Genomic DNA, 23087 nt, shown 5'->3' on the forward strand with positions numbered 1-23087 from the left:
GCCGACCATCCCGTCAGTCCCGCGCGAAGCGCAGCAGCGAGTGGCAATAGCCTATGCCGTCGCGCGCCGTGACCAGCCGCAGCCCGGCCTGCTGCGCCAGGCCGATGTAGTCGCCGCTCTCGTACACCTTGCTGTTGCCGCTGGCCAGGGCCGTGAAATAGGGCGAGGTGTTGATCAGGCAGTACGCGGCGATGTCGTAGCGCTGGCGATCCCACAGCGTGTCCAGGATCAGCAGCTGTCCGCCCGGCGCCAACGCCTCCACGGCGCGCTGCAGGATGCTCAGGATCACCGGCTCGCTGAAGCAGCTCAGGAACTGGCTCATCCACACCACGTCCATGTCGCCGGGCAGCGCCGCCGCGGCGTCGAGCAGGTCGCGCGCATGCAGGTGGGCGCGCTCGCGCAGGCCGGCCTCGGCCAGCCGTGTCTCGGCCAGCGCCAGTTGCTGCGGCAAGTCCACCAGGTGCACCTGCACGCCCGGCGCCTGGGTCAGCAGCGCGCAGGCGAACTTGCCGGTGTTGGCGCCGATGTCCATGACGCGCCGCGGCGCGGTAGCCAGCACGTCGGGCAGGACCACGGGCAAAGAGGTGTCCGAATAGTGGTGGTCGAAGGCGAACCAGCTGCTGCGCGCGGGCGCGGGCAGCTCGGACATGCCTTCGTAGAGCGTGGGCCAGTCGCCCAGCGTCTTCAGCCCAAGCGGGCGCTGCTCGTCGAGTGAACGCTCCAGCTCGAACAGGCCCTGGTAGCAGACGTCCTGCACGAAGTCGAAGTTGATCTGCGTGATGGCGTCGTTGAGCACGCACCAGCCGGCCTTGTCCAGCACGTAGCGGCCGTCGGCCAGGAGCACCACGCCGGCGGACAGGCAGGACTCCAGCACCACCTTGAGCGCGTAGGCGCTCCAGCGCCCTGAGGCGGCGAGCTCGCCCACCGTGCGCCCGGTGGCGCCGGCCTCGGCCAGCGACTGCAGCACACCGCGCTTCCACGCATAGCGCACGCACTGGAACACCACCGGGCCAAAGGCGATCTTCTGCGCTTCGAAACGGGCGGCGAAGGCGCTCTGGCCTTCGGGGGAGAAGCGTTTGTTGAGCATGCCGCTCACCGGCACGCCAGCCGGTGCGGGCTGCGGCACCGGGTCAGGCCGGTCGACGCGGGTATCAAACGGGAAAGTCATGGAGAAGGTTGTTGTTGTTCGAGGTATCCGGGGAAGACGGCAGGCGCAGGCAGGGCGCCAGCAGCGTCACCAGCGCCAGGCCCAGCAGCAGCGTCAGGCCGAAGGCGCGCAGCGCCGGCGTGGACGACAGCGCCAGCAGTCCGAAGCTCAGCCAGGTGCTGCCCGCGCCCAACACCACCGCCAGCCAGGCAGAGCCCTCACCGCGGTGTTCGAGCAGGAAGATCCCGTAGTCCACGCCCACGCCCAGCAACAGCAGCAGCGCCAGCACGTTGAAGAGCTGCAGGGGCTGGCCCAGCGCAGCCTGCGCGGCCACGGTCAGCACACTGGCCAGCAACGCGGGCAGCCACGCGCGCCAGGCCGAGCGGCCGAAGCGCCAGCACAGCGCCAGCAGCACGGCGCCGTGGGCGAACACCAGCAGCCAGGTCATGGCCAAGCGGTAGCGCGCCAGCAGCGCGCCGATGTCAGCGACCTTGTCCACCCAGCGCACGCCCTCCAGGCCCTGCGCGGCCGCTGCCAGCGCCGGCACCAGGGCCGGATCGTTGAGCCCGCGCAGCATCACCACGCTGGCGGGTCGCGCGGCAGCCTCGCCCAGCCACAGCGGACGCGCCGGCGCGGACACCGGATGCCTTGACCACTGCGCCAGCGTCAGCGGCTGCGCGGCAAAAGCCGGCCGCTCCAGGGCTTCGCCCAGCGCGGCGTTGACGCCGCCAAGCACGGCGGCCTCCGCCTGCGCGCTCAGCGCCGCGTCGGCGCGTTGGCGCCGGGCCGAGGGCACCCAGTCGGAGACGGCGCTCCAACCCGCCAGGCGGCCCTGGCGCACCAGCGGCTCCAGCCGCTCCTTGAGCGCCTCCTCGCGCTGCAACAGCGCCTCGTCACTGTCGGCGCGCACGACATAGAACTGCGCCGGGCTGGGCAGCCCCAGCAGTTGCCCCAGCGTGCGCTGGGCCTGCACCAGCGCCGGCGACGCGTTCTGGAGCTGGCGCAGATCGTCTCCGGTGCGCAACTGCGCCAGCCCGGCCCCGGCCAGCAGCGCCGTCGCCAGCGCCAGGCCCCAGGTACGGCGCGAGGCCTGCAGCCGCGGCCAGCGCGCCAGGGAGCCGGCCACGCGCTGCGCGAAACGGCTGGCGGGCAGCGCCGCGCGGTCCAGCACCGGATACCAGCACACCACGGTCAGGAACGCGGCCAGCAGGCCCACGGCGGAAAACAGCGCCATCTGCCGCAGTCCCGGAAAGGGCGCAATGCCCAGCGCCGCGTAAGCGAGCACGCTGGTGGACAGCGCCAGCGCCATGCCCGGCAACAGCCGGCGCATCAGGCCGCGCGGCTCCACCTCGCCACGGCCCTGGCGCGTGGCGAACCAGTGGATGCCGTAGTCCTCGGCCACGCCCACCAAGCTGGCGCCGAAGACCAGCGTGATCAGGTGCACCGAGCCGAACACCAGCGCCGTGGCACTCAACGCCGCGGCCACGCCCACGCCTAGCGACAGCGCCACCAGCACGATGGGCCGCACCGAGCGGAAAGCCAGCCACACCAGCAGCATCACCGCCGCCAGCGAGCCCCAGCCGATGGTGTTGACCTCGGCGCTGGCGCGCACCGCCGCCGCCTCGGCATGCAGCGGCACGCCCGCGGCCAGCACGCGCAGCTCCGGCACCACCGTGCGCGCGGCCGCTTCGGCGCGTGCCAGCGCGTCGGCGTGCACGGCTCGGCCGTCCAGCCGGAAGGCCGAGCCGCTGACCTCATAGCCCAGCACCACCCATTGCAAGTCCTGCGCGGCCAGCCACAGCTCGCCGTCGCGTGGACGCGCCTGGGTCAGCCCGGCGCGCTCGGCCCACCATTGCGGCCACAGGCCCAGCGGGTCGGCGGCCCAGTCCGACAGGCGCGGCGCGGCCCCAGGCTGGTACAGCGCCGCCAGCGCCGCCTGCTGCAACGACGCCGCCGGCGTCTGCGCCAGCCGCTCGCGCTGCGCCGCGGTGAGCAGCCGGTCGCGCCAGGGACGGTAGAACTCCAGGGCCTGGGCCAGCGCCGCGGGATCGCCCAGTGGCTGCGGCTGGAGCGCGGCGTCCGCGGCCTGCAGCCCCGCGCGCCACGCCGCGGCGGCACGGCGTGCGGCCTCCCAGTCGGACGCGCCCAGCATCACCACCACCTGGCGTCCGGCTCGCTCGGCCAGTTGCCGCGTGGCCAGCTCCACCTCCGGCGCACGCTCGTCCTGCGGCAGCAAGGCCAGCACGTCGGTGTCCAGCTGCCCGGCCTGCCAGAAGCGCCACTGGTGCAGCGCCACGCCCAGCACCAGCAGCAGCCACAGCGCCGCCAGCAGCGGCCAGCCTGCACCACGGCGGCGCGCGCCAAGCGGCCGCGCCACGCCGTCCTGTATGGGACTACTCAAAGCGCACTGCCTCCTCGCGAGTCAGCGACGCCGCCGTGGCCAGCGCGCTGAAGCGGATGGCCGTGGCGTCGCCCTGCGCCTCGCTCAGGCGCACGACACGCACGTGGCGGTCGCCTTCGATCTCGATGCGGCCCACCCACTGCGCCAGCGCCGCGTCGCGCGGCGTGAGCTGCAGCCGCCAGCCTTCGGCGCCCTGCAGCTCGCCCTCCACGCGGAACCGCTGCGCCAGCGTCGGCAAATCCGCCGCCATGAGCGCAAACAGCAGCTCGTTGACGGCGCGCGCCCCGGGCTCCTCGCGGGCGTCCAGCCGCATCGCCACGCTGCCGTCCGCGGCACGCGACAGCAGCCGCTCGCGCGTGAGCGTCAGCGTCGAGGCGAAAGGCTCCCGCGTGTGCCACAGCACGCCGCGCTCGCGCGCGACGATGAAGTCGCCACGCGACAGCAGCGGGTTCTTGAAGCCCTTGACGGTCTTGCGCTGCTCGAATTCGCCGCGCAGCACCGGCGCCTGCACCAGGCGCTCGCGCACCTGAGCCACGATGGGCGGCAGCGGCTGCGCGGCACCGGGCCGCGCCGCGGCCATCAGCGCCAGGGCCAAGGCCAGCACGCCACGGCGCGTCGGCGCCGGGTGGCTCCCAGGCACAGGCCCCGTCACGGCGCCACCCCCAACTTGTCCCACAGCACGGGCGGGCACACGAAGCACATCTCGCGCGTGCGCATGTCCACGGCGACCTGGATGGTCCAGGCGCTGTTGATCTTGTGCCCGGTGACGGCGTCGCGGATGAGGTACTCGATGCGCAGCCGGTTCTCCCACTCCACGATCTGCGCCCGCACCTTCACCCGCTGCCCGTACTCGATGGAGCGCACGTACTTGAGCCGCATGTCCACGATGGGCCAGGCGTAGCCCGACTCGCGCATCTGCGGCACGTCGTAGCCCAGGCGCTGCAGCAGCGCGCAGCGCGCAACCTCCAGGTACTTCACGTAGTTCCCGTGCCAGACGATGTCCATCGGGTCCAGGTCGTGGAACGCGGGGCTGATCTCGACTTCGTGGCTCAGCTCGGCCCGTGGTGCGGCGTTCATGCAGGCAGGCTCCAGGCGCCCTCGCGCAGCGCGGCCAGCAGCCGCTGCAAGTCGGCGTCCAGGGCGCGGTCCTCGGTCACCAGCGCAATGCGGTCTTCGAGCTCGGCCCGGAATGCGGCCAGCGCCGGGCTCAGCCGCAGGGCGGGGTCGATGCGCTCGCGCAGCGTGAAACCCTGGCGTGCGGCGATGAGCATGGCGGCCGCGACCTGCTCGGTGAGCTCCAGCACGCGCAGCGCGTCGCGCGCGGCGATGGTGCCCATGCTGACCTTGTCCTGGTTGTGGCACTCGGTGGAGCGCGAGAACACCGACGCCGGCAGCGTCAGCTTCAGCGCCTCGGCGGTCCAGGCCGAGACGCTGATCTGCAGCGCCTTGAGCCCGTGGTTGATGGCGGCGCGCTCGCCGGTGGCGGCCGACAAATTGGCAGGCAGCCCGTGGTTGAAGCGCGCATCCACCAGCAGCGCGAGCTGGCGGTCGAGCAGATCGGCCACGTTGGCCACCGCGGTCTTGAGCGCGTCCATCGCAAAGGCGATGTGGCCGCCGTAGAAATGCCCGCCGTGCAGCACCCGCTCCTGCTGCGCGTCGATGAGCGGGTTGTCGTTGGCGCTGTTGAGCTCGTTCTCGATGAGTCCGCGCAGGAAGGGCAGCGCGTCCTCCAGCACACCGATGACGTGCGGCGCGCAGCGCAGGGAGTAGCGGTCCTGCAGCCGCTGCTCGTTGCGCGCGGGGCGGTCGCTGCAAAGGTCCGCTCGCAGCCATGCCGCCACACGCTGCTGGCCCGCGTGCGGCTTGAGCTCGAACAGTCGCTCGTCGAAATGGTGGGCGTTGCCGGCCGCGGCCACCACGTTGCAGGCCGTCAGCCGCGCTGCCAGCCGCGACAGCGTCTGCGCGCGCTGCCAGGCCAGGCAGGCCAGACCGGTCATCACGGCCGTGCCGTTCATGATCGCCAGCCCTTCCTTGGGCCGCAGCCGCAGCGGCGTCAGGCCCAATTGCGCCAGCACTTCGGCGGCGCCGCGGCGCTGGCCCTGGAACCAGACCTCGCGCTCGCCGCACAGCACCGCCGCGACATAGGACAGCGGCGTGAGGTCGCCGCTGGCGCCCACGGAGCCTTCGGCCGGGATCAGCGGCAGCACGTCGTGCGCCAGCAGTTGGGCCAGCTGCTCCAGCAGCGCGACGCTGACGCCGGAGACGCCCTGGCACAGCGAGGCCAGCCGTGCCGCCAGCACCGCGCGCGTCTCCTGCGGCGTCAGAAAGCGCCCGGCACCGCAGCCGTGGTAGGCGTAGAGGTGATGCGGCAGCTCGGCCACCAGCGCCGGCGGGATGCTCACGGTGCAGGAGTCGCCGTAGCCGGTGGTGACGCCGTAGACCACGCCGTCCTCGCGCAGCAGCCGGTCCAGGAAATCGGCCCCACGCGCAATGCGCCCGCGGAACTCCGCATCCGCGCCCAGCATGGCCTGCGCCCGGCCCTGGGCCAGGGCGCACAGCGATTCGATGTCCAGGCGCCGGCCATCGAAGACGACGGTATGCGTCTGAGCTTGCAATTCAGTCATGTGAAGAAGGCGCAGTGCCGGACTGCGCCCAGAAAGGGAAGAAGTTGAACCACTCGTAGGGCGCACGCCGCAGCAGCCGCTCCAAGGCCTGCGCGAACACCGCGGCCTGGGCCACCAGGGCCGCCTCGCGGCGCGCGCGCGGCAGCTCCACGCGCTCGGCCAGGACGTCGAAGCGCACGGCATGGGCCGCGCCCTCGCGCACGCAGCCCAGCAGGATCAGCGGGCACTTGAGCAGTGCCGCCAGCACGTAGGGGCCCACCGGAAAGGCGGCCTCGTGGCCCAGGAAGGGCACGCGCGCCACCTTGCCCAGGCGCACCGGGACGCGGTCGCCGGCAATGGCCACGAACTCGCCGGCCTGCACGCGCTGCGCCAGCAGCACGGCGGTGGTGGCGTCCACCTCCGTGACCTGCAGCAGTTGCACGCGGCTGTGCGGATCGAGCCGGCGCAGCATGGCGTTGAAGCGCTCGGCATGCCGGGTGTGCACCAGCACGCTCAGGCGCAGCCCGGGGCAGCGGTCCGCCAGCGCGCGGCACAGCTCCAGGCAGCCCACGTGCGCGGTGACGAACAACCCGCCCTGCCCGCGCGTGATCAAGGCCTGCACCTGCTCCGCGCCGTGAAAACGCACCGCCGAGAACGGGTAGCGGCCACTGAAAGCCAGCATCTTGTCCAGGATGGTTTCGGCGAAGGAAAGGAAGTGGCGCAGGCTGTGGCGCAACCCAGGCGCCGTGCCCGCGGCGCAGACCGCGCCGTCGTGCGCCGCCTGCAGCCGCTGCAGGTACTGCAGCGAGGCCCGGCGCGCCTGCGGCCGGGTGGCCCAGTACCAGGCCACCACCGGGTACAGGCACAGCCGGAACGGCAGCCGCCCAAGCAGGCGGTGCACGCCGTAGAGCAGCCACATGCCCAGCACGAAGCTGCTTTCGCCGATGCGGGCCCAGTGCGGCGCCGCCGCGGGGCTGGCGTTCATGGACGCACCTTGCGCCACAGCAGCGCCGGAGCGCGCCACAACATGCCGGCGAACAGCCGTGCATGCATGCGCGAGATCAGCACGTTGTCCAGCACGGCGCGGAAATGCGAGAGGCCATCCGCCGGGTAATGCACGCGCGTGGGCAGGTTGACGATGGGCATGCCGCTCCAGTGCAGCCGCACCAGCACCTCGACGTCGAAGTCCATGCGCCGGCCTATGGCCACGCGGTCGATGAGCGCCACCACGGCCTGCAGCGGGTAGACGCGAAAGCCGCACATGGAGTCGCGAATGGCCAGCGACAGCGTGTTGATCCACACCCACACGTGCGTGAGGTAGCGGGCGTAGAGCCGGCCCTTGGGCACGGACTCGTCGTACACCGGGCAGCCGCAGATGAGGGCGTTGGGCTGCGCGCGCGCCAGTGCCAGGAAGCGCGGCAGGTCGCCGGTGTCGTGCTGGCCGTCGGCGTCGATCTGCAAGGCGTGGCTGTGGCCCAGGCGTCGTGCCTCGCGCAGCCCGGCCATCATCGCGCCGCCCTTGCCCTGGTTGCGCGCCAGGCGCACCAGCGTGACGCGGCCGGCGTGCACGTCGGCCAGCCGGCGCAGCACCCCGGCGCAGCGGGGCTCGCTGCCGTCGTCCACCAGCACACAGCGCAGCCCCTGGGCCAGCACGTCGTCCACCACGCGGCCTATGGTGTCGGGATGGTTGTAGACCGGGATCACGGCCACCGGATCAAACATCGGCCGCTCCGAACACGAGGCGCCCGCCGGCATGCGTGCCATCGGCGGAGGTATAGCGAAAGGCGAGCACGCCGCTGCCGGCAACATGCTCCAGCAGCAGCTCCACCGTCATGCCCGGCAGCAGCGGGCGCTGGAACTTCAACGCGTCGGCGCGCTGGAAACCGCCTGCCAGCGCAAAGCACTCGCGCCCAAGCGCCACGGCCCAGTCGATCTGCGCCACACCGGGAAGGATGGGCGCGCCGGGAAAGTGGCCGTCGAACACGCGCAGGCCGGCATCGAGCAGCAGCTCCACCCGCGCCCGTGCGGGCGTGCGTTCGAGCCAGCGCGGCGCCGGCATGGCCGGCTGGAACAGGGACGCCAACGCCGCCTCGGTGCACTTGCCCTGCGTATCCGAGGGCAGCGTGGCCACGTAGCGCCAGCGCCGCGGCAGGGCCACGCGCTCCACTTCGTCCAGCAATGCGGCGCGCAAGCGCTCATTGAGCGCGCGTTTGCCCTGCGTCTGCAGCAGCGCACGGCCAGCCGCCGTGAGCACGCCCACCACGGCCAGGCGCCCGCCCAGTGCCGCGGGCAGCAGCAGCACGCGCACTTCAGCCAGCTCGCCGCCGCGCAGCAGCGCGCGCTCCAGGGCATCAAGCGAAATGCGCTTTTCCTCGACCTTGACGATGCGGTCGGCACGGCCGAGCAGCTCGAAGCCGCCGTTGGGGCCTGGGCGCACGCGGTCGGTGGTGCGCCACCACTGCGCGGCGTCGGCCAGGCGGTCGGAGCGCACGCCCAGCAGGCCGTCCTCGATGCGCCACTCCACGCCCGGCAGCGCCTGCCAGGTTTCGCCTTGCAGCGCGCGCCGGCGCCAGGCAATGCCGCCGGTCTCGGAGCTGCCGTAGACCTCGGTAGGCGAATGGCCCAGCCACTGCAGCGACTGCTGCGCGGCCTCGGCGGGCAAAGGCCCGCCCGACGAGAACACGGCGCGCAGCCGCGCCTGCACCGCCGGCCAGTCGGCCGTGGCGGGCAGCCGGCGCAGGTGCGCGGGACTGGACACCAGCGCGCACGGCCCCGCGCCGGGCAGCGCGGCAACCTGTTCGGGATAGTCCAGCCGCCGCGCCACGAAGGGCCGGCCCGCGGCCAGCGGCCACAGCACCTGGAACAACAGCCCGTAGATGTGCTGGTGCGACACGGTGGCGGCCACCAGCGCGGCACCTTGTGCGTCCAGCTCGGCCCCGAAGGCCGCCTGCAGGGCCGCGATCTCGGCTTCCAGCTGGTCCAGCCGCTTGAGGATGGCCACCGGCTCGCCCGCGGAGCCGGAGGTGTGCACGTGCAGCGTCGTGGTGGCCGGGTCCAGCGGCGCCAGCTCGGCCACTGCACCGGACTGTGCGCGCAGGGCATTGGGCAGGTTGCCGGCCAAGCCGTCCACCTCGGCGCACAGGCGCTGCAGCGTGGCGGGCTGGGCATCGCCGGGCAGGCTGGGCCGCTTGCCCGCGTGCCAGGCACCGAACAGCGCGGCGGCGAAGTCGAAGCTGTCCTCGAAATAAAGCGCAAAGCGCAGGCCGGGCTGGCCCTGGAAGGCCGCCTGCCACGCCTGCACCGCCACCAGGAAGTCGGCGCGAGCCAGCCAGGCGCCGTCGCGCCACGCCACCGGGCGCAGTGCCGGCATGGGCTGCGCAGCCAGCCGCGCCAGGTTCAGCCATTCAGCCATGTGCGCCTCCCGCATGCCGCAGCCGCGCCTTCAAGCGCTGCCGCAACAGCCACTCGACGCCGAAGAACAGGCCCATCAGCCCGTAGGCCAAAAGCCCGTTGTAGAGCGCCCAAGCCGCATCGGAGCCCCACAACGCCGTGCTCAGCGCAATGCTGCCGTTGACCACGAAAAAGCCGCACCAGGCCTGGGTGACGCGCCGCGTATAGGCCACGCCGGCCGGCGGCAGGTCGGGCTCGCGCAGCCGCGCCAGCCGCTCTACGAGCGAGGGCCCGCGCAACAGGCTGGCACCGAACACCAGCAGCAGCGCCGCATTGACCAGCACCGGGTAGAGCTTGAGCGGCAGCCATGCGTTGCCCCACCATGCCGCGGCGGCCAGCAGCGCGGCGCCGGCACCGGCGGCCAGCCAGGGCCCGCCGCGGGCCACGGCCGCACGCGCCAGCGCCAGCGTCAGCAGCACCAGCGCCATCCAGCGCGGCTGCAGCTGCGCCATGCCGGCGTACACGGCCATCGGATAGCCCAGCGTGGCCAGGGCGACCAGGGCGGCAGCCAGCGCGCGCAAGGCGGGCCTCAGGCCGGGGCGCCGTCGTGCACCAGGGCGTGCAGCGCGTCCACGACGTCCTGCACGGTGCGCACCGACTTGAAGGCCTCGGGCGTGATGCGCCGGTTCACCAGCGGCTTGAGCTGGACGATGAGATCCACGGCATCAATGCTGTCGATGTCCAGGTCCTCGTACAGACGCGCCTGCGGCGTGATGCGCTCGGCCTCGATCTCGAAGGTCTGCTGCAGGATCTCGACGATGCGCGCGAGGATGTGGTCCTTGGTCATGATGGGAATCCAGGGAAATCAGGGCGTGGGGGACGGGCTCGATCAGGCCGGAGCGCGCGCTGCGGCAACGAAGGCGGCCAGCGCCTGCACGCTGGCGAAATGGCGGCGCGTTTCCTGGGAGTCGGCCGACAGGGTCACGCCATAGCGCTTTTGCAGCGCCAAGCCCAGTTCCAGCGCGTCGATGGAGTCCAGTCCCAGCCCCTCGACGAACAGCGGCGCCTGGGCGTCGATGTCCGCGGGCCGCAGGTCTTCCAGCGACAGCGACGAAATGATGAGTTCCTTGATTTCCTGCTCAAGCCGCTGCACGGGGAGTCTCCGAAGCAAAGTAAGTGGTGAGGTGATCGGTGAGGCGTCGCGCGGCCAGGGCCTCGCTGGTGGCGCCATCGATGAAATCGCACACGGGAATGTCGTCATCGACCTGGAACACGAAATGCGGCCGTTGCCGCGGCACGCGCCACCAGGGCTCGCCCTTGCCCAGCGTGGGCAGGCTCACGCGGATGCGCACCGGCGTGACGTTCACGCGGGCGCGCACCGCCACGTTCGCGGCCCCGCGCTGCAGCCGCAGGCTGCCGTCGCGCGGCGTGCGCGTGCCTTCGGGAAAGATGATGAGGTTGCCGCCTTCGCTCAGCGAAGCCAGGCAATCGTCGATCAGACCGACCCCTGAATCGTTGCACACGTAGCCCGCGGCACGCACCGGGCCACGTGTGAACGAGTTGACGGCCAACGACGCTTTTACGATGCAGTCGGCCCGGTCCACGAGGGCCATGAGAAACACCGTGTCGATGAGCGAAGGGTGGTTGGCCAGGATGAGCAGCCCGTGGCGGCGCAGCCGGTGCAGCCCGTGCGCTTCATAGCTGAGCACGCCCAGCAGCCGCATGAAAGCGACGAAAAGGCGAAAGGAGTGACGGATCACGCGGCGCGCCAGCCATGCGCGTGCGCGCTGCTGGCGCACCAGCAGCTGCAAGAGCGGAAACACCACCAGCCGCAACAGCAGCCCGCCCACGCCGAAGCTGGCAAAGCACAGGGCCGTGGCGCAGCAGCGCCAAGCGCGGTCCAGCCGTTCAGCCATGGCGGCGCCACGTCCAGCACTGCCCTCGTGCGGAGCGCGACCACACGGGCTGCATCGACAGCGCAAAGCGCAGCACGTCCAGCCCAAACGGCAATGGCGCCGAGGCACAGGGTTCGCCGGGCTCTGCGGCGTCCCAGTCCAGGCTCAGATGCGGCTCGCCCAAGGCGGGACGGGCCACGCGCCAGGCCCAGGCGTAGGGGCTGCCCGGCTCATCGGCGAACTCCGCGTAGGCGCCGGGCAGCGGAGCGTCGTAGCAGACCACCAGCACCTCAGGCGCGCCGTCGGCCAACAGCGCGCCGGCTTCCACCAGCGCCGCGGCTGCGCTGGCCGCGCCAGCCGCCACAGCCAGGACATTGCCGCGCTCGCCACGGGCGATAGAAACCATGGCGGCAATGGCGTTGTGCACCGACAGGCCGAAAACGGTGGGCGACAGCGCCTGCTCACGCGCCAGTTCCGCCAGCATCTCCACGGAGCGCGCCGCGTCGCCATAGCGCGAGGCGAACACCATCGGAAGGTCCGCGTGCTCCTGCTGGCACCAGTAGGCAACCTGTGCCGCCATACGCCCAAGTGGATCGAGCCGCCGCCGCAACAGGGCCGGCATTTCCGAAAGCCCCGGGCGACATTCGCCCGCAGGCAGCCAGGGCTGTGCTGCCCAGGCCCGCCACTGCACGTCGCCGAGCAGGCCAGGCGCGCAGGCAGCCCAATGACGGATAACGAATTCGAGGCTCACGTCGTGCAATTCGACCCAAGGGCAACACGCCGTGCGCAAGGGATACGGAAGAAAAATGGCCCGCAACAGGCACCGCTGCGCAAAGGGTTCACACAGCAGCAAGGAAGTGCCGAATTGTACGTAGTGCTTTACGTGGGCAGCCGGGGCAGACAAGGGCAGCAACCTACAATCGCCCGCCTTCCGAGAAATATCAGTCAGTTGATGCCGGTACGCGCCCTGCGCCGGCCTTTTCCCGCTACGCCATGACCGAACTCGCCAAATCCTTCGAGCCCGCTGCCATCGAGGCCCACTGGGGCCCGCTGTGGGAAAAGAGCGGCGCTTACGAGCCGACGCTGGACCCGGCCAAGCCCTCCTTCTCCATCCAGCTGCCCCCGCCCAACGTCACGGGCACGCTGCACATGGGCCATGCGTTCAACCAGACGATCATGGACTCGCTCACGCGCTACCACCGCATGCGCGGCTTCAACACGCTGTGGGTGCCGGGCACGGACCACGCCGGCATCGCCACGCAGATCGTGGTGGAGCGCCAGCTCCAGGAGCAGGGCCTCAACCGCCATGAGCTGGGCCGCAAGAACTTCGTGGCCAAAGTCTGGGAGTGGAAGGAAAAGAGCGGCTCTACCATCACACAGCAGATGCGCCGCATGGGCGACAGCGTGAGCTGGCCGCACGAGTACTTCACCATGGACGACAAGCTCTCCAAGGTGGTCACGGAAACCTTCGTCCGCCTCTTCGACGAGGGCCTGATCTACCGCGGCAAGCGCCTGGTGAACTGGGACCCGGTGCTCAAGTCCGCCGTCTCCGACCTGGAGGTCGAGAGCGAGGAGGAAGACGGCTCGCTGTGGCACATCCGCTACCCGCTGGCCGACGGCACGGGCGAGCTGGTCGTGGCCACCACCCGCCCCGAGACCATGCTGGGCGACGTGGCGGTGATGGTGCACCCGGAGGATGAGCGCTACGCCGGCCTGATCGGCCGCCAGGTGACGCTGCCGCTGACCGGCCGCACCATCCCCGTGATCGCCGACGAGTACGTGGACCGCGAGTTCGGCACGGGCGTCGTGAAGGTCACGCCCGCGCACGACTACAACGACTATGCGGTGGGCCAGCGCCACGGGCTGCCCATGATCAGCATCCTCACGCTGGATGCCGCCATCAACGACCAGGCCCCCGAGGCCTACCGCGGCCTGGACCGCTTCGAGGCGCGCAAGCGCATCGTGGCCGACCTGGAGGCGCAGGGCCTGCTCGTCGAGGTCAAGAAGCACAAGCTGATGGTGCCGCGTTGCGCGCGCACCGGGCAGATCGTCGAGCCCATGCTCACCGACCAGTGGTTCGTGGCCATGAGCAAGCCGGGCGCGGACGGCAAGTCCATTGCCGAGAAGGCCATCGAGGTCGTGGACAACGGCTCGGTGAAGTTCGTGCCGGAGCAGTGGATCAACACCTACCACCAGTGGATGAAGAACATCCAGGACTGGTGCATCAGCCGCCAGCTCTGGTGGGGCCACCAGATTCCGGCCTGGTACGGCAGCGGCGGCGAGATCTTCGTGGCGCGCAGCGAGGAGGAAGCCCGCGCCAAGGCGCAGGCCGCCGGCTACAGCGGCGAGCTCCAGCGCGACGAGGACGTGCTCGACACCTGGTACTCCTCGGCGCTGGTGCCTTTCTCCAGCCTGGGCTGGCCCGAGAAGACGCAGGAGCTGGACCTGTTCCTGCCCTCCTCCGTGCTGGTCACGGGCTTCGACATCATCTTCTTCTGGGTGGCCCGGATGATCATGATGACGGTGCACTTCACCGGCCAGGTGCCCTTCCGCCACGTCTACATCCACGGCCTGGTGCGCGACGCGCAGGGCAAGAAGATGAGCAAGTCCGAGGGCAACGTGCTGGACCCGGTGGACCTCATCGACGGCATCGCGCTGGAGCCGCTGCTGGCCAAGCGCAGCACGGGCCTGCGCAAGCCCGAGACCGCGCCGCGGGTGAGGAAGGACACGCAAAAGGAGTTCCCGGACGGCATTCCGGGCTACGGCGCCGACGCGCTGCGCTTCACCTTCGCGGCGCTGGCGAGCCTGGGCCGCAACATCAACTTCGACTCCAAGCGCTGCGAGGGCTACCGCAACTTCTGCAACAAGCTTTGGAACGCCACGCGCTTCGTCCTCATGAACTGCGAGGGCCAGGACTGCGGGCTGGCCGAGCATGGCGCCGAGGCCTGCGTGCCCGGCGGCTACCTGGACTTCTCGGCCGCCGACCGCTGGATCACCAGCGAGCTGCAGCGCGTGGAAGCCGCCGTCGAGCAGGGCTTCACCGAGTACCGGCTGGACAACGTGGCCAACGCCATCTACTCCTTCGTCTGGGACGAGTACTGCGACTGGTACCTCGAAATCGCCAAGGTGCAGATCCAGACCGGCGGCGCCGAGCAGCAGCGCGCCACGCGGCGCACGCTCATCCGCGTGCTGGAGACGGTGCTGCGGCTGCTGCACCCCATCACGCCCTTCATCACGGCCGAGCTGTGGGAGCGCGTGGCGCCGGTGGCCGGGCGCAAGGTGGCCGGCAGCGAACAGGGCCTCGTCACGGCGGCCTATCCGCGCGCGCAACTGGAGCGCGTGGACGCGCAGGCCGATGCCTGGGTGGCCAAGCTCAAAGCGCTGGTGGGCAGTTGCCGCAACCTGCGCGCCGAGATGAACCTCTCGCCCGCCGAGCGCGTGCCGCTCTACACCTTTGGCGACGAGGCCTTCGCCAGCGCCGCGGCGCCGCTGCTCAAGGCGCTGGCCAAGGTGTCGGAGGTGAAGGTGTTCGCCGACGAGGCCGCCTTCGCGCAGGCCACGGCCATGGCGCCGGTGGCGGTGCAGGGCGACATCCGACTGGCGCTGCACGTGGAGATCGACGTGGCCGCCGAGCGCGTGCGCCTGTCCAAGGAAGTGGCGCGGCTGGAAGGCGAGATCGCCAAGGCGCAAGCCAAGCTGGGCAACGAGAGCTTCGTGGCCCGCGCGCCGGCCGCCGTTGTGGCGCAGGAGCGACAGCGCATGGCTGACTTCGGCCAAAACCTGGAGCGGCTGCAGCAGCAGCTCGCCCGGTTGCCCGCGGCCTGAGCGGTGGATGCCACCGGGGCCGGCCCCTGAACCGGCCCCGGAGTCAAGCAGGACACTGCCCGGGCGTTGCCGTCAAGCCGCCAAAGCCGGGCCGGACGTGACAAATGCCCATGCCAGAATGGGACATTCTCAATTCCACGTCTTGGAGCATCGATTCACATGATGAGCATCAAGAAGGCCGTTTTCCCCGTCGCCGGCCTTGGCACGCGCTTCCTGCCGGCCACCAAGGCCCAGCCCAAGGAAATGATGCCGGTGGTGGACAAGCCGCTGATCCAGTACGCGGTGGAAGAGGCCTATGCCGCCGGCGTGCGCGAAATGATCTTCGTCACCGGGCGCCACAAGCGGCCCATCGAGGACCACTTCGACATGAGCTTCGAGCTGGAGGCGATGCTGGAGCAGGCGCACAAGAACGAGCTGCTGGACGTGGTGCGCAGCGTCAAGCCGGCGGACATGGAGTGCATCTACGTGCGTCAGGCGCAGTCCCTGGGCCTGGGCCACGCGGTGCTGTGCGCCGAGCGCCTGGTGGGCAACGAGCCTTTCGCCGTGCTGCTGGCCGACGACCTGATGGTGGGCGAGCCGCCGGTGCTGGCGCAGATGGTGGAGCAGTTCTCCGAGTGGCGCACGTCCATCCTGGCCGTGCAGGAGGTGCCGCTGGCCTACGTGAAGCGCTATGGCATCGTGGCGGGCACGGCGGTGAATGACCGCTTGACGGAAGTCAACCGCATCGTCGAGAAGCCGTCGCCCGAAGAAGCGCCGTCGCGCCTGGGCGTGGCCGGCCGCTACATCCTCACGCCGGGCGTGTTCCACGAGATCCGCAACCAGAACCGCGGCGTGGGCGGCGAGATCCAGCTCACCGACGGCATCGCCGGGCTGCTGCGCCGCGAGAAGGTGTTCGCCTACAACTACATCGGCAAGCGCTACGACTGCGGCAGCAAGGAGGGCTTCCTGAAGGCCAACGTGGAGCTGGCCATGGATCACCCGGAAGTCGGCACCTGGTTCCGCGGCTACCTCAAGCAGCTCGCGCTGTAAGCAGCAACCGCACGGCCGCGCCCACACGGCGCGGCCACCGGCAAAAAACCCGCGCCAGGCGCGGGTTTTTTCATCGCTTCTTCAGGCAGTGAACGAACTCGTCGCCGCTGCTGGTCTGCTCGACCAGCTCGTGGCCGGTCTGGCGGGCAAAGGCCTGGAAGTCGCGCACCGAGCCGGGGTCGGTGGCCACGACCTTGAGCACCTGGCCGCTTTCGATCTCGGCCAGGGCCTTCTTGGCCTTGAGTATGGGCAGCGGGCAGTTGAGGCCGCGGGTGTCGATTTCCTTGTGGATTTCAAGCATGGGTTTGGGCTCCTGCGGCGCGGGTCAGGCGGGGAAGACGCCGGTGGAGAGGTAGCGGTCGCCGCGGTCGCAAACGATGAAGACGATGGTGGCGTCTTGCACGGTGCGCGCGATCTGCAGCGCGGCCCAGCAGGCGCCAGCGGCGGAGATGCCGGCGAACAGGCCCTCCTCGCGCGCCAGGCGCCGCGCCATGTCCTCGGCGTCGGCCTGGCTCACGTAGACCAGCTCGTCCACGGCGCTGGGGTCGTAAATCTTGGGCAAGTAGGCTTCCGGCCACTTGCGTATGCCGGGGATGCGCGAGCCTTCCGAGGGCTGGGCGCCGACGATGCGCACGGCCGGGTTCTTTTCCTTGAGGAAGCGGCTCACGCCGGTGATGGTGCCGGTGGTGCCCATGGCGCTCACGAAGTGGGTGATGCGCCCCTCGGTGTCGTTCCAGATCTCCGGGCCGGTGGTCTCGTAGTGGATGCGCGGGTTGTCGCCGTTGGCGAACTGGTCGAGCACCAGGCCCTTGCCGTCGCGCTGCATCTGCTCGGCCAGGTCGCGGGCGTACTCCATGCCGCCGGAGCGCGGCGTGAGGATGAGCTCGGCGCCGAAGGCCTTCATGGTCTGCGCGCGCTCGATGGAGAGGTCCTCCGGCATGATCAGCACCATGCGGTAGCCGCGGATGGCCGCGGCCATGGCCAGCGCGATGCCGGTGTTGCCCGACGTGGCCTCGATGAGCGTGTCGCCGGGCTTGATCTGGCCGCGCTCCTCGGCACGGCGGATCATGCTGATGGCCGGGCGGTCCTTGACCGAGCCGGCCGGGTTGTTGCCTTCGAGCTTGCCGAGCAGCACGTTGTTGCGCTCGGCCAGCAGGCCGCCTTCCAGGCGCTGCAGCCGCACCAGCGGCGTCTGGCCGATGAACTCTTCGAGGGTCTTGTACGTGGGCATGGGCACGGGCCAGTTGAATCGTTTGTGCGTCATTGTCGCAGCCGACCCCGGAGCATGCCTTTTGGCATGACATAATCCCGTCCATATCGCGAGCGCTGCTTCGCACCCAAGCCCGGGTGGCGAAATCGGTAGACGCAGGGGATTCAAAATCCCCCGCCGCAAGGCGTGCCGGTTCGAGTCCGGCCCCGGGCACCACGCATGGTTGCGCAAGCAACGCGCCGCTTTCGCCGGACTGCCGGCGAGCCAAGGGCACCCGCGGCCCTGGCCGCTGGCCAGCCCTCCTCCCCGCACTTGACGCCACGGCGCCTCGCGCTGCCGCACCGCCATGCCCCCCATGCCTCCCATCACCAAAGCGTTCATGCTGGCCTGCGTGGGGATGTTCTGCATAGGGCTGCTGCTGCCCTTTGGTTCGCTGGAGGTGCTGCTGGCCCTATGGCCGCTGGGCAGCGGCCGCTTCTGGCCCTGGCAGGTGGTGACCTACGCCTTCCTGCACGGCAGCGTCATGCACCTGTTCTTCAACATGCTGGGCCTGTGGATGTTCGGCAGCGAGATCGAGCGCCTGTGGGGCAGCCGCCGCTACCTGCACTTCCTGCTGGCCAGCGTGCTGTCCGCGGCCGTGGCGCAGTTGCTGTTCACGCAGCTCATGGGCTCCATCTATCCGACGGTGGGCGCCTCCGGCGCGCTGTTCGGCCTGCTGCTGGCCTTCGGGATGATGTTTCCCAACCGCACCATCATCCCGTTGTTCCCGCCCATCCCCATGAAGGCCAAGGTGTTCGTGGCCATCTTCGGCGGGCTGGAGCTGCTCATGGGCATGTCCGGCGGCAGCGGCAGCGGCATCGCCCACTTCGCCCACTTGGGCGGCATGTTGGGCGGCTTCCTCATGATCCGCTACTGGCGCGGCCAGGCGCCCTTCGGCCGCCGCCGCTGACGCCGCCTCACGCGCCGGCCGGCCCGGCGCCTGACCCGGGTTTGTGCCGGACAAACCCTGCGAGTGCCTCCAACCGCGCCGCGCTGCCATCATGACCGCGCTTGGCACACTCATTGCCTGGGTGATGCCAGTCCCTTCTCCGGGAGCGCGTCATGTCTTCTGCCCTGTCCGCCCGGCCGCGCAGCCGCCTGCGCCATGTGCTGTCCGCGCCGCGGCTTCGCTTGTGGTTGACCTTCACCATGGCGCTGGCCAGCGCCTGGTTCTGGACCGTGGCGCAGGCCCAGGAAGCGCCCGCCACCCCGGACGCCGAGCCGCCACCCGCGGCAGCCGCCCCCACCGAGCCGCAAGGCGGCCTGTCCGAGCAGGCGCGCATGCAGGCCCTGCGCCGAGCCAGCGACGCGGTGCTGGGCGTGCAGGTGCTGGCCCTGCCGGACGCCCGCTCCAATGCGTCCGTCGGCCGCGAGCGCCAGGGGTCGGGCATCGTCATAGACCGCGACGGGCTGGTGCTCACCATCGGCTACCTCATCGTCGAGGCTGACCAGATACAGCTCGTCCTGGACGACCAGCGCCGCCTGCCCGCCCGAGTGGTGGCCTACGACGTGGCCACCGGCTTCGGCCTGGTGCAGGCGCTCACGCCGCTGCCGCTCACGCCGGTCCCGTTGGGCGACAGCACGGCGCTGCACCATGGCGAGGCGGCCATGATCGTCAGCGGCGGCGACAACGGCTCCGTGAGCCTGGCGCAGGTGGTGGCGCGCCGCCCCTTCGCAGGCTATTGGGAATACCAGCTCGACCAGGCCGTGTTCACCGTCCCGGCGCGCACCGACCACAGCGGCGCGGCGCTCTTCAATGCCGAAGGCGAGCTGTTGGGCGTGGGCTCGCTGCTGGTGTCCGACACCTTGGGCGGCAGCGCCGACGGCGGACGGTTGCCGGGCAACATGTTCGTCCCGGTGGAGCTGCTCAAGCCCATCCTGGCCGAGCTGCGCCGCAACGGCACCACGGCCGCCAGCCGCCGCGCTTGGCTGGGCGTGAACTGCATGGAGCGCGACGGCGAAGTGCGCGTGCTGCGCGTGAGCGACGACAGCCCCGCCGCCGACGCCGGTCTGCAGCCCGGCGACCGCATAGAACGCATAGACGGCACCGCCGTGCAGTCGCTGGAGCAGCTGTGGAAGCAGCTGTGGAACGGCGGCCAGCCGGAGCGCACCGTGACGCTGGACATCCAGCGCGACGGCGAGACCCGCTCGATGCAGGTCCACAGCGTGGACCGCATGACCACGCTGAGCAAGGCCGAAGGGATTTGAGGCGCCGTTGAAGCGAAGGCGCGCCCGCCGCGCCTTCAGCCCCGCAGCCCCTCGTTCACCGTCGGGTAGCGCAGCGCCAGGCGCAGCTCGCTTTTCAGGCGCCGGTTGGCCAGCCGGCGCGACTCGCCCATGAAGCTCAGCTGCAGCGGCGAGAGCTGCTGCCGCGCCTGCTCGCGCGAGATGCGCAGCGGCCGCGGCAGGCCGAAGAGGTCCGCGGCGAAGTCGAAGTAGTCGCCCATGCGCAGCGCGGTGTCGTCGCTGGCGTGCACCACGCGCTGCGGCAGGCCGCGGTGCAGCGCCGCGGCGCAGGCGCGGGCCAGGTCGTCGGCATGGATGTGGTTGGTATAGACGTCGTCCTCGGCGCGCAGCACCGGGCTGCCGCGGCGCAGCCGCTCCAGCGGCGTGCCGCCCGCGCGGTCCAGCGCGTAGATGCCGGGAATGCGCAGGATGGTGACCGCCACGCCGCTGCGCCGGCCCCAGGCGCGCACCAGTGCCTCGGCGTGCACGCGGCGGCGCGCGCGGGCGGTGGCCGGGCGCACGGGACGCGTCTCGTCGAAGCTCGCGCCGCCGCAGTCGCCGTACACGCCGGTGGTGCTGCCGTACACCAGGCGGCGCAGCCGCCCGGCGCGGCGCGACAAGGCCTGCAGCAGCCGCGCGGTGCGCGGGTCGCCCTCGCCTTCGCCGGGCGGAGGCGCCAGGTGCAGCACCGCGTCGGCCAGCCCGGCCAGGCGGGAGAGCGTGGCGGCGTCGTCCAGGTTGCCGTGCAGCGGCAGGGCGCCCGCGGCGCGCAGCTCGTCGAAGCGCTGCGGCGAGCTGCTGAGCGCCAGCACGCGCCAGCGGCCGGCCAGCAGCCGCGCCACGCGCAGGCCCACGTCGCCGCAGCCCACGATCAACAACACGGGACGGCGGAACACGGTGGGCAGGCTCATGGGCAACGGGGGACAGGGCTGGCAACGCGCAAACGGTGCGCGGAAAAAGACGGCGTAATGCGCCGCCGAGCGGCGGGTACTGGCGGCAGGCGAGAATCCCGCCCTTTCCTCATTCCCACCCGCAGCCGCGGCGGCGCGCCAGTGTACGGGCCGTGCGGACCACCACCATGAGCTTCAAGATCGACGTGCAGCCCGCCGGGCTGAGCTTCCAGGTCAACGACGAGACCATCCTCGCCGCCGCCATTCGCCAGGGCATCGGCCTGCCCTACGGGTGCAAGGACGGCGCTTGCGGCTCCTGCAAGAGCAAGCTGCTGCAAGGCACGGTGGTGCACGGCACCCACCAGCACAAGGCGCTGTCGGAAGCCGAGGAAGCCGCCGGCCTGGTGCTCACCTGCTGCGCCACGCCGCAAAGCGACTGCGTGATCGAAGCGCGCAGCGTCCCGGGCGCCGGCGAGTTCCCGTTGCGCAAGCTGCCCGTGCGCGTCATCAGCATCGACAAACCCGCGGCCGACGTGGCCGTCATGAAGCTGCAGTTGCCGGCCAACATGCCCTTCGAATACCACGCCGGCCAGTACGTCGAGTTCCTGCTGCGCGACGGCGTGCGGCGCAGCTACAGCATGGCCAACATGCCGCACACCGGTCCCATCGAGGCCTCCGCGCCGCCGACCATGGAGTTGCACATCCGCCACATGCCCGGCGGCTTGTTCACCGACCAGGTGTTCACCACGCTCAAGCCGCGCGACATCCTGCGCATCGAAGGTCCTTTCGGCAGTTTTTTCCTGCGCGAGGACAGCGACAAGCCCATGGTGCTGCTGGCCAGCGGCACGGGCTTCGCGCCGGTGAAGGCCATCATCGAGCTCATGCGCGCCAAGGGCATCGCCCGCCCGGCCACGCTGTACTGGGGCTGCCGCCGCAAGGCCGACCTCTACATGCACGAGTGGGCGCGGCAAGCCGCGGCCGAGCTGCCTTGGCTCACCTACGTGCCCGTGCTCAGCGAACCGCAGCCTGAAGACCAGTGGGACGGCCGCACCGGCTTCGTCCACCAAGCCGTCATGGCCGACCTGCCCGACCTCTCCGGCCACCAGGTCTACGCTTGCGGCGCGCCGGTGATGGTGGAGTCCGCCCAGCGCGACTTCAGCACACGCTGCGGCCTGCCGGAAGGCGAGTTCTACGCCGACGCCTTCACCAGCGAAGCCGACAAGCACGAAGAAGACTGATTGGGCTGATCACCAGGAGATTGCATGCGACGCCGAGCCGCCCTTTCGCTATTGGCCGCCACCGCCGCGCTGCCGCTGCACGCCCAGCAGGCGGCGCGGCCCACGCGGCTGGTCGTCCCCTACCCGCCCGGCGGCCCGCTGGACACCGTGGCCCGCGCCCTGGCCGAGCGGGTGCGCGACAGCCTGGGGCTCGTGATCGTGGAGAACCGCCCCGGCGCGGGCGGCAACATCGGCGCCGACCTCATCGCCAAGGCCGCGCCGGACGGGCACAGCATCGTCATGGGCGCGGTGGCCACGCACGCCATCAACCCCTGGCTGTACCGGCAACTGCCCTACGACCCGCTGCGCGACTTCACGCCCATCACGCTGGTAGCGCAGGTGCCCAACGTGCTGGTGATGAACACCGACGCCGCCGCGCGGCTGAACATCGCCAACGTCCGCGACCTCGTGGCCTACGCCAAGGCGCACCCCGGCAAGCTCAACTACGGCTCCGGCGGCAACGGCAGCGCCGGGCACCTGGCCGGCGAGATGTTCAAGTCGCAGGCCGGCGTGTTCATGGTCCACATCCCCTACGCCGGCGGCAACGCAGCGCAACTGGCGCTGCTGTCGGGGCAGGTGGACGTGACCTTCGACAACCTCGCCTCGGCCGCGGCCAACATCAAGAGCGGCCGGCTGCGCGCGCTGGCCGTCACCACGGCCAGGCGCAGCAGCGCCATGGCGGATTTGCCCACCATCGCCGAAAGCGGCTCCAGCCTGGGCCTGGGGCAGTTCGACGTGGGCACGTGGTTTGGACTGTTCGGCCCGGCACGGCTGCCCGCTGACGTCACGCAGCGACTGAACAAGGCTTTCGTGGACGCGCTGGGCTCGGCCGAGCTGCGCAGCCGCATGGCCACGCTCATGGTCGAGCCCTCGCCCACCACGCCGGAAGCCTTCAGCCGCTTCGTGCAGGCCGAGCTGAAGAAGTACGAGAAGGTGGTGAAAGCGTCGGGGGCGCAGGTGGATTGAGCGCTTGCCGCACCCCATAACGAAAAAGGGCCGCTGAATGCGGCCCTTTTGCTTGAGGAAGTTGCGTTTGCAGCGGCTTATTCGCCCAGGTAGGCCGCGCGCACCTTGGGGTCGGCCAGCAGCTGCTTGGCCGGGCCCGTCATGGTGATCTCGCCGGACTCCATCACGTAGCCGCGGTTGGCCAGGCCG

General features: G+C 70.8%; 23 protein-coding genes and 1 tRNA gene. 7 read left to right on the top strand and 17 right to left on the bottom strand.

Annotated elements, in window-relative coordinates; translation table 11 throughout:
* Positions 1–13: 13 nt before the first annotated feature.
* The 13 genes from SM757_RS23065 to SM757_RS23125 are packed head-to-tail and all read right to left on the bottom strand — an operon-like array spanning position 14 to position 12187.
* Complete coding sequence (locus tag SM757_RS23065; protein ID WP_322467186.1) at positions 14–1168, bottom strand: class I SAM-dependent methyltransferase; 1155 nt, start codon at positions 1166–1168, stop codon at positions 14–16.
* Complete coding sequence (locus SM757_RS23070) at positions 1152–3548, bottom strand: MMPL family transporter (protein ID WP_322467187.1); 2397 nt, start codon at positions 3546–3548, stop codon at positions 1152–1154. Before SM757_RS23070 ends, SM757_RS23065 begins: the two co-directional genes overlap by 17 nt.
* The gene (locus SM757_RS23075) at positions 3541–4152 is read right to left on the bottom strand and encodes an outer membrane lipoprotein carrier protein LolA (RefSeq protein ID WP_322467188.1); all 612 of its coding nucleotides are present in this window, start codon (positions 4150–4152) and stop codon (positions 3541–3543) included. The genes SM757_RS23070 and SM757_RS23075 overlap by 8 nt, the downstream gene beginning before the upstream one ends.
* 44 nt (positions 4153–4196) lie before the next feature.
* Positions 4197–4625, bottom strand: coding sequence for an acyl-CoA thioesterase (locus SM757_RS23080; protein ID WP_322467189.1), 429 nt, complete (start codon positions 4623–4625; stop codon positions 4197–4199).
* Complete coding sequence (locus tag SM757_RS23085) at positions 4622–6172, bottom strand: HAL/PAL/TAL family ammonia-lyase (RefSeq protein ID WP_322467190.1); 1551 nt, start codon at positions 6170–6172, stop codon at positions 4622–4624. Before SM757_RS23085 ends, SM757_RS23080 begins: the two co-directional genes overlap by 4 nt.
* Positions 6165–7136 (bottom strand): LpxL/LpxP family acyltransferase, encoded by a 972-nt coding sequence (locus SM757_RS23090; RefSeq protein WP_322467191.1) that lies wholly within the window; start codon positions 7134–7136, stop codon positions 6165–6167. The genes SM757_RS23085 and SM757_RS23090 overlap by 8 nt, the downstream gene beginning before the upstream one ends.
* Positions 7133–7873 carry a glycosyltransferase family 2 protein gene (locus tag SM757_RS23095; RefSeq protein WP_322467192.1) on the bottom strand — a complete coding sequence of 247 codons (741 nt, stop codon included), beginning with the start codon at positions 7871–7873 and terminating at the stop codon, positions 7133–7135. The genes SM757_RS23090 and SM757_RS23095 overlap by 4 nt, the downstream gene beginning before the upstream one ends.
* On the bottom strand, positions 7866–9563 hold the full coding sequence (locus tag SM757_RS23100; RefSeq protein WP_322467193.1) for an AMP-binding protein: 1698 nt from the start codon (positions 9561–9563) through the stop codon (positions 7866–7868). The genes SM757_RS23095 and SM757_RS23100 overlap by 8 nt, the downstream gene beginning before the upstream one ends.
* The gene (locus tag SM757_RS23105; RefSeq protein ID WP_407655795.1) at positions 9556–10122 is read right to left on the bottom strand and encodes a COG4648 family protein; all 567 of its coding nucleotides are present in this window, start codon (positions 10120–10122) and stop codon (positions 9556–9558) included. Before SM757_RS23105 ends, SM757_RS23100 begins: the two co-directional genes overlap by 8 nt.
* A gap of 8 nt (positions 10123–10130) precedes the next feature.
* Positions 10131–10388: an acyl carrier protein gene (locus SM757_RS23110; RefSeq protein WP_322467194.1), complete on the bottom strand. Its 258-nt coding sequence runs from the start codon at positions 10386–10388 to the stop codon at positions 10131–10133.
* 42 nt (positions 10389–10430) lie between these two features.
* Positions 10431–10694, bottom strand: coding sequence for a phosphopantetheine-binding protein (locus SM757_RS23115; protein WP_322467195.1), 264 nt, complete (start codon positions 10692–10694; stop codon positions 10431–10433).
* Positions 10681–11457, bottom strand: coding sequence for a lysophospholipid acyltransferase family protein (locus SM757_RS23120; RefSeq protein WP_322467196.1), 777 nt, complete (start codon positions 11455–11457; stop codon positions 10681–10683). Before SM757_RS23120 ends, SM757_RS23115 begins: the two co-directional genes overlap by 14 nt.
* Positions 11450–12187, bottom strand: coding sequence for a beta-ketoacyl synthase chain length factor (locus SM757_RS23125; RefSeq protein ID WP_322467197.1), 738 nt, complete (start codon positions 12185–12187; stop codon positions 11450–11452). The genes SM757_RS23120 and SM757_RS23125 overlap by 8 nt, the downstream gene beginning before the upstream one ends.
* A gap of 242 nt (positions 12188–12429) precedes the next feature.
* Between SM757_RS23125 and SM757_RS23130 the strand changes: the two genes are divergently transcribed.
* Both SM757_RS23130 and galU read left to right on the top strand, forming a co-directional pair.
* A complete protein-coding gene (locus SM757_RS23130; protein WP_322467198.1) occupies positions 12430–15261 on the top strand; it encodes a valine--tRNA ligase in 2832 nt (943 codons plus the stop codon).
* 162 nt (positions 15262–15423) lie between these two features.
* Positions 15424–16290 (top strand): UTP--glucose-1-phosphate uridylyltransferase GalU, encoded by an 867-nt coding sequence (gene galU, locus SM757_RS23135; protein WP_322467205.1) that lies wholly within the window; start codon positions 15424–15426, stop codon positions 16288–16290.
* A 70-nt stretch (positions 16291–16360) separates the two neighbouring features.
* On the opposite strand, the gene SM757_RS23140 is transcribed toward galU, so the two are convergent.
* Both SM757_RS23140 and cysM read right to left on the bottom strand, forming a co-directional pair.
* Positions 16361–16591, bottom strand: a complete 231-nt coding sequence (locus SM757_RS23140; RefSeq protein WP_066342093.1) for a sulfurtransferase TusA family protein — start codon at positions 16589–16591, stop codon at positions 16361–16363.
* A gap of 24 nt (positions 16592–16615) precedes the next feature.
* Complete coding sequence (gene cysM / locus SM757_RS23145) at positions 16616–17521, bottom strand: cysteine synthase CysM (RefSeq protein ID WP_066342101.1); 906 nt, start codon at positions 17519–17521, stop codon at positions 16616–16618.
* Positions 17522–17631: 110 nt separating this feature from the next.
* Here cysM and SM757_RS23150 point away from each other — a divergent pair.
* The 3 genes from SM757_RS23150 to SM757_RS23160 all read left to right on the top strand — a co-directional run bounded on the left by SM757_RS23150 (position 17632) and on the right by SM757_RS23160 (position 19747).
* Positions 17632–17716: transfer RNA gene (locus SM757_RS23150), tRNA-Leu, on the top strand.
* A gap of 130 nt (positions 17717–17846) precedes the next feature.
* Positions 17847–18449, top strand: coding sequence for a rhomboid family intramembrane serine protease (locus SM757_RS23155; RefSeq protein WP_066342092.1), 603 nt, complete (start codon positions 17847–17849; stop codon positions 18447–18449).
* Positions 18450–18601: 152 nt separating this feature from the next.
* Positions 18602–19747: a S1C family serine protease gene (locus SM757_RS23160; RefSeq protein ID WP_238455946.1), complete on the top strand. Its 1146-nt coding sequence runs from the start codon at positions 18602–18604 to the stop codon at positions 19745–19747.
* Positions 19748–19782: 35 nt separating this feature from the next.
* Here SM757_RS23160 and SM757_RS23165 read toward each other — a convergent pair whose 3' ends face one another.
* Positions 19783–20676, bottom strand: a complete 894-nt coding sequence (locus SM757_RS23165; protein ID WP_322467199.1) for an NAD-dependent epimerase/dehydratase family protein — start codon at positions 20674–20676, stop codon at positions 19783–19785.
* 167 nt (positions 20677–20843) lie between these two features.
* Between SM757_RS23165 and SM757_RS23170 the strand changes: the two genes are divergently transcribed.
* Together SM757_RS23170 and SM757_RS23175 are read left to right on the top strand one after the other, a co-directional pair.
* Positions 20844–21893 carry a CDP-6-deoxy-delta-3,4-glucoseen reductase gene (locus tag SM757_RS23170; protein WP_322467200.1) on the top strand — a complete coding sequence of 350 codons (1050 nt, stop codon included), beginning with the start codon at positions 20844–20846 and terminating at the stop codon, positions 21891–21893.
* Between the two features lie 24 nt (positions 21894–21917).
* Positions 21918–22898 (top strand): Bug family tripartite tricarboxylate transporter substrate binding protein, encoded by a 981-nt coding sequence (locus SM757_RS23175; RefSeq protein ID WP_322467201.1) that lies wholly within the window; start codon positions 21918–21920, stop codon positions 22896–22898.
* Positions 22899–22975: 77 nt separating this feature from the next.
* Here the strand turns inward: SM757_RS23175 and SM757_RS23180 are convergent.
* Positions 22976–23087, bottom strand: a 112-nt coding sequence (locus SM757_RS23180) for an ABC transporter ATP-binding protein C-terminal domain-containing protein (RefSeq protein ID WP_456062118.1), incomplete at its 5' end; no start/stop codon positions are given.

Origin of the sequence: Azohydromonas lata (assembly GCF_034427735.1) — a bacterium.
GTDB classification, from domain to species: Bacteria; Pseudomonadota; Gammaproteobacteria; order Burkholderiales; family Burkholderiaceae_C; genus Azohydromonas; species Azohydromonas lata.

Bases quoted from the DNA above. Each gene is read 5' to 3' on its own strand.
- SM757_RS23175 (WP_322467201.1), top strand. From the start codon at position 21,918: ATGCGACGCCGAGCCGCCCTTTCGCTATTGGCCGCCACCGCCGCGCTG.
- SM757_RS23065 (WP_322467186.1), bottom strand. From the start codon at position 1,168: ATGACTTTCCCGTTTGATACCCGCGTCGACCGGCCTGACCCGGTGCCG.
- SM757_RS23090 (WP_322467191.1), bottom strand. From the start codon at position 7,136: ATGAACGCCAGCCCCGCGGCGGCGCCGCACTGGGCCCGCATCGGCGAA.
- SM757_RS23165 (WP_322467199.1), bottom strand. From the start codon at position 20,676: ATGAGCCTGCCCACCGTGTTCCGCCGTCCCGTGTTGTTGATCGTGGGC.
- SM757_RS23155 (WP_066342092.1), top strand. From the start codon at position 17,847: ATGCCCCCCATGCCTCCCATCACCAAAGCGTTCATGCTGGCCTGCGTG.
- SM757_RS23095 (WP_322467192.1), bottom strand. From the start codon at position 7,873: ATGTTTGATCCGGTGGCCGTGATCCCGGTCTACAACCATCCCGACACC.
- galU (WP_322467205.1), top strand. From the start codon at position 15,424: ATGAGCATCAAGAAGGCCGTTTTCCCCGTCGCCGGCCTTGGCACGCGC.
- SM757_RS23080 (WP_322467189.1), bottom strand. From the start codon at position 4,625: ATGAACGCCGCACCACGGGCCGAGCTGAGCCACGAAGTCGAGATCAGC.
- SM757_RS23140 (WP_066342093.1), bottom strand. From the start codon at position 16,591: ATGCTTGAAATCCACAAGGAAATCGACACCCGCGGCCTCAACTGCCCG.
- cysM (WP_066342101.1), bottom strand. From the start codon at position 17,521: ATGCCCACGTACAAGACCCTCGAAGAGTTCATCGGCCAGACGCCGCTG.
- SM757_RS23085 (WP_322467190.1), bottom strand. From the start codon at position 6,172: ATGACTGAATTGCAAGCTCAGACGCATACCGTCGTCTTCGATGGCCGG.
- SM757_RS23100 (WP_322467193.1), bottom strand. From the start codon at position 9,563: ATGGCTGAATGGCTGAACCTGGCGCGGCTGGCTGCGCAGCCCATGCCG.
- SM757_RS23160 (WP_238455946.1), top strand. From the start codon at position 18,602: ATGTCTTCTGCCCTGTCCGCCCGGCCGCGCAGCCGCCTGCGCCATGTG.
- SM757_RS23120 (WP_322467196.1), bottom strand. From the start codon at position 11,457: ATGGCTGAACGGCTGGACCGCGCTTGGCGCTGCTGCGCCACGGCCCTG.
- SM757_RS23110 (WP_322467194.1), bottom strand. From the start codon at position 10,388: ATGACCAAGGACCACATCCTCGCGCGCATCGTCGAGATCCTGCAGCAG.
- SM757_RS23130 (WP_322467198.1), top strand. From the start codon at position 12,430: ATGACCGAACTCGCCAAATCCTTCGAGCCCGCTGCCATCGAGGCCCAC.
- SM757_RS23170 (WP_322467200.1), top strand. From the start codon at position 20,844: ATGAGCTTCAAGATCGACGTGCAGCCCGCCGGGCTGAGCTTCCAGGTC.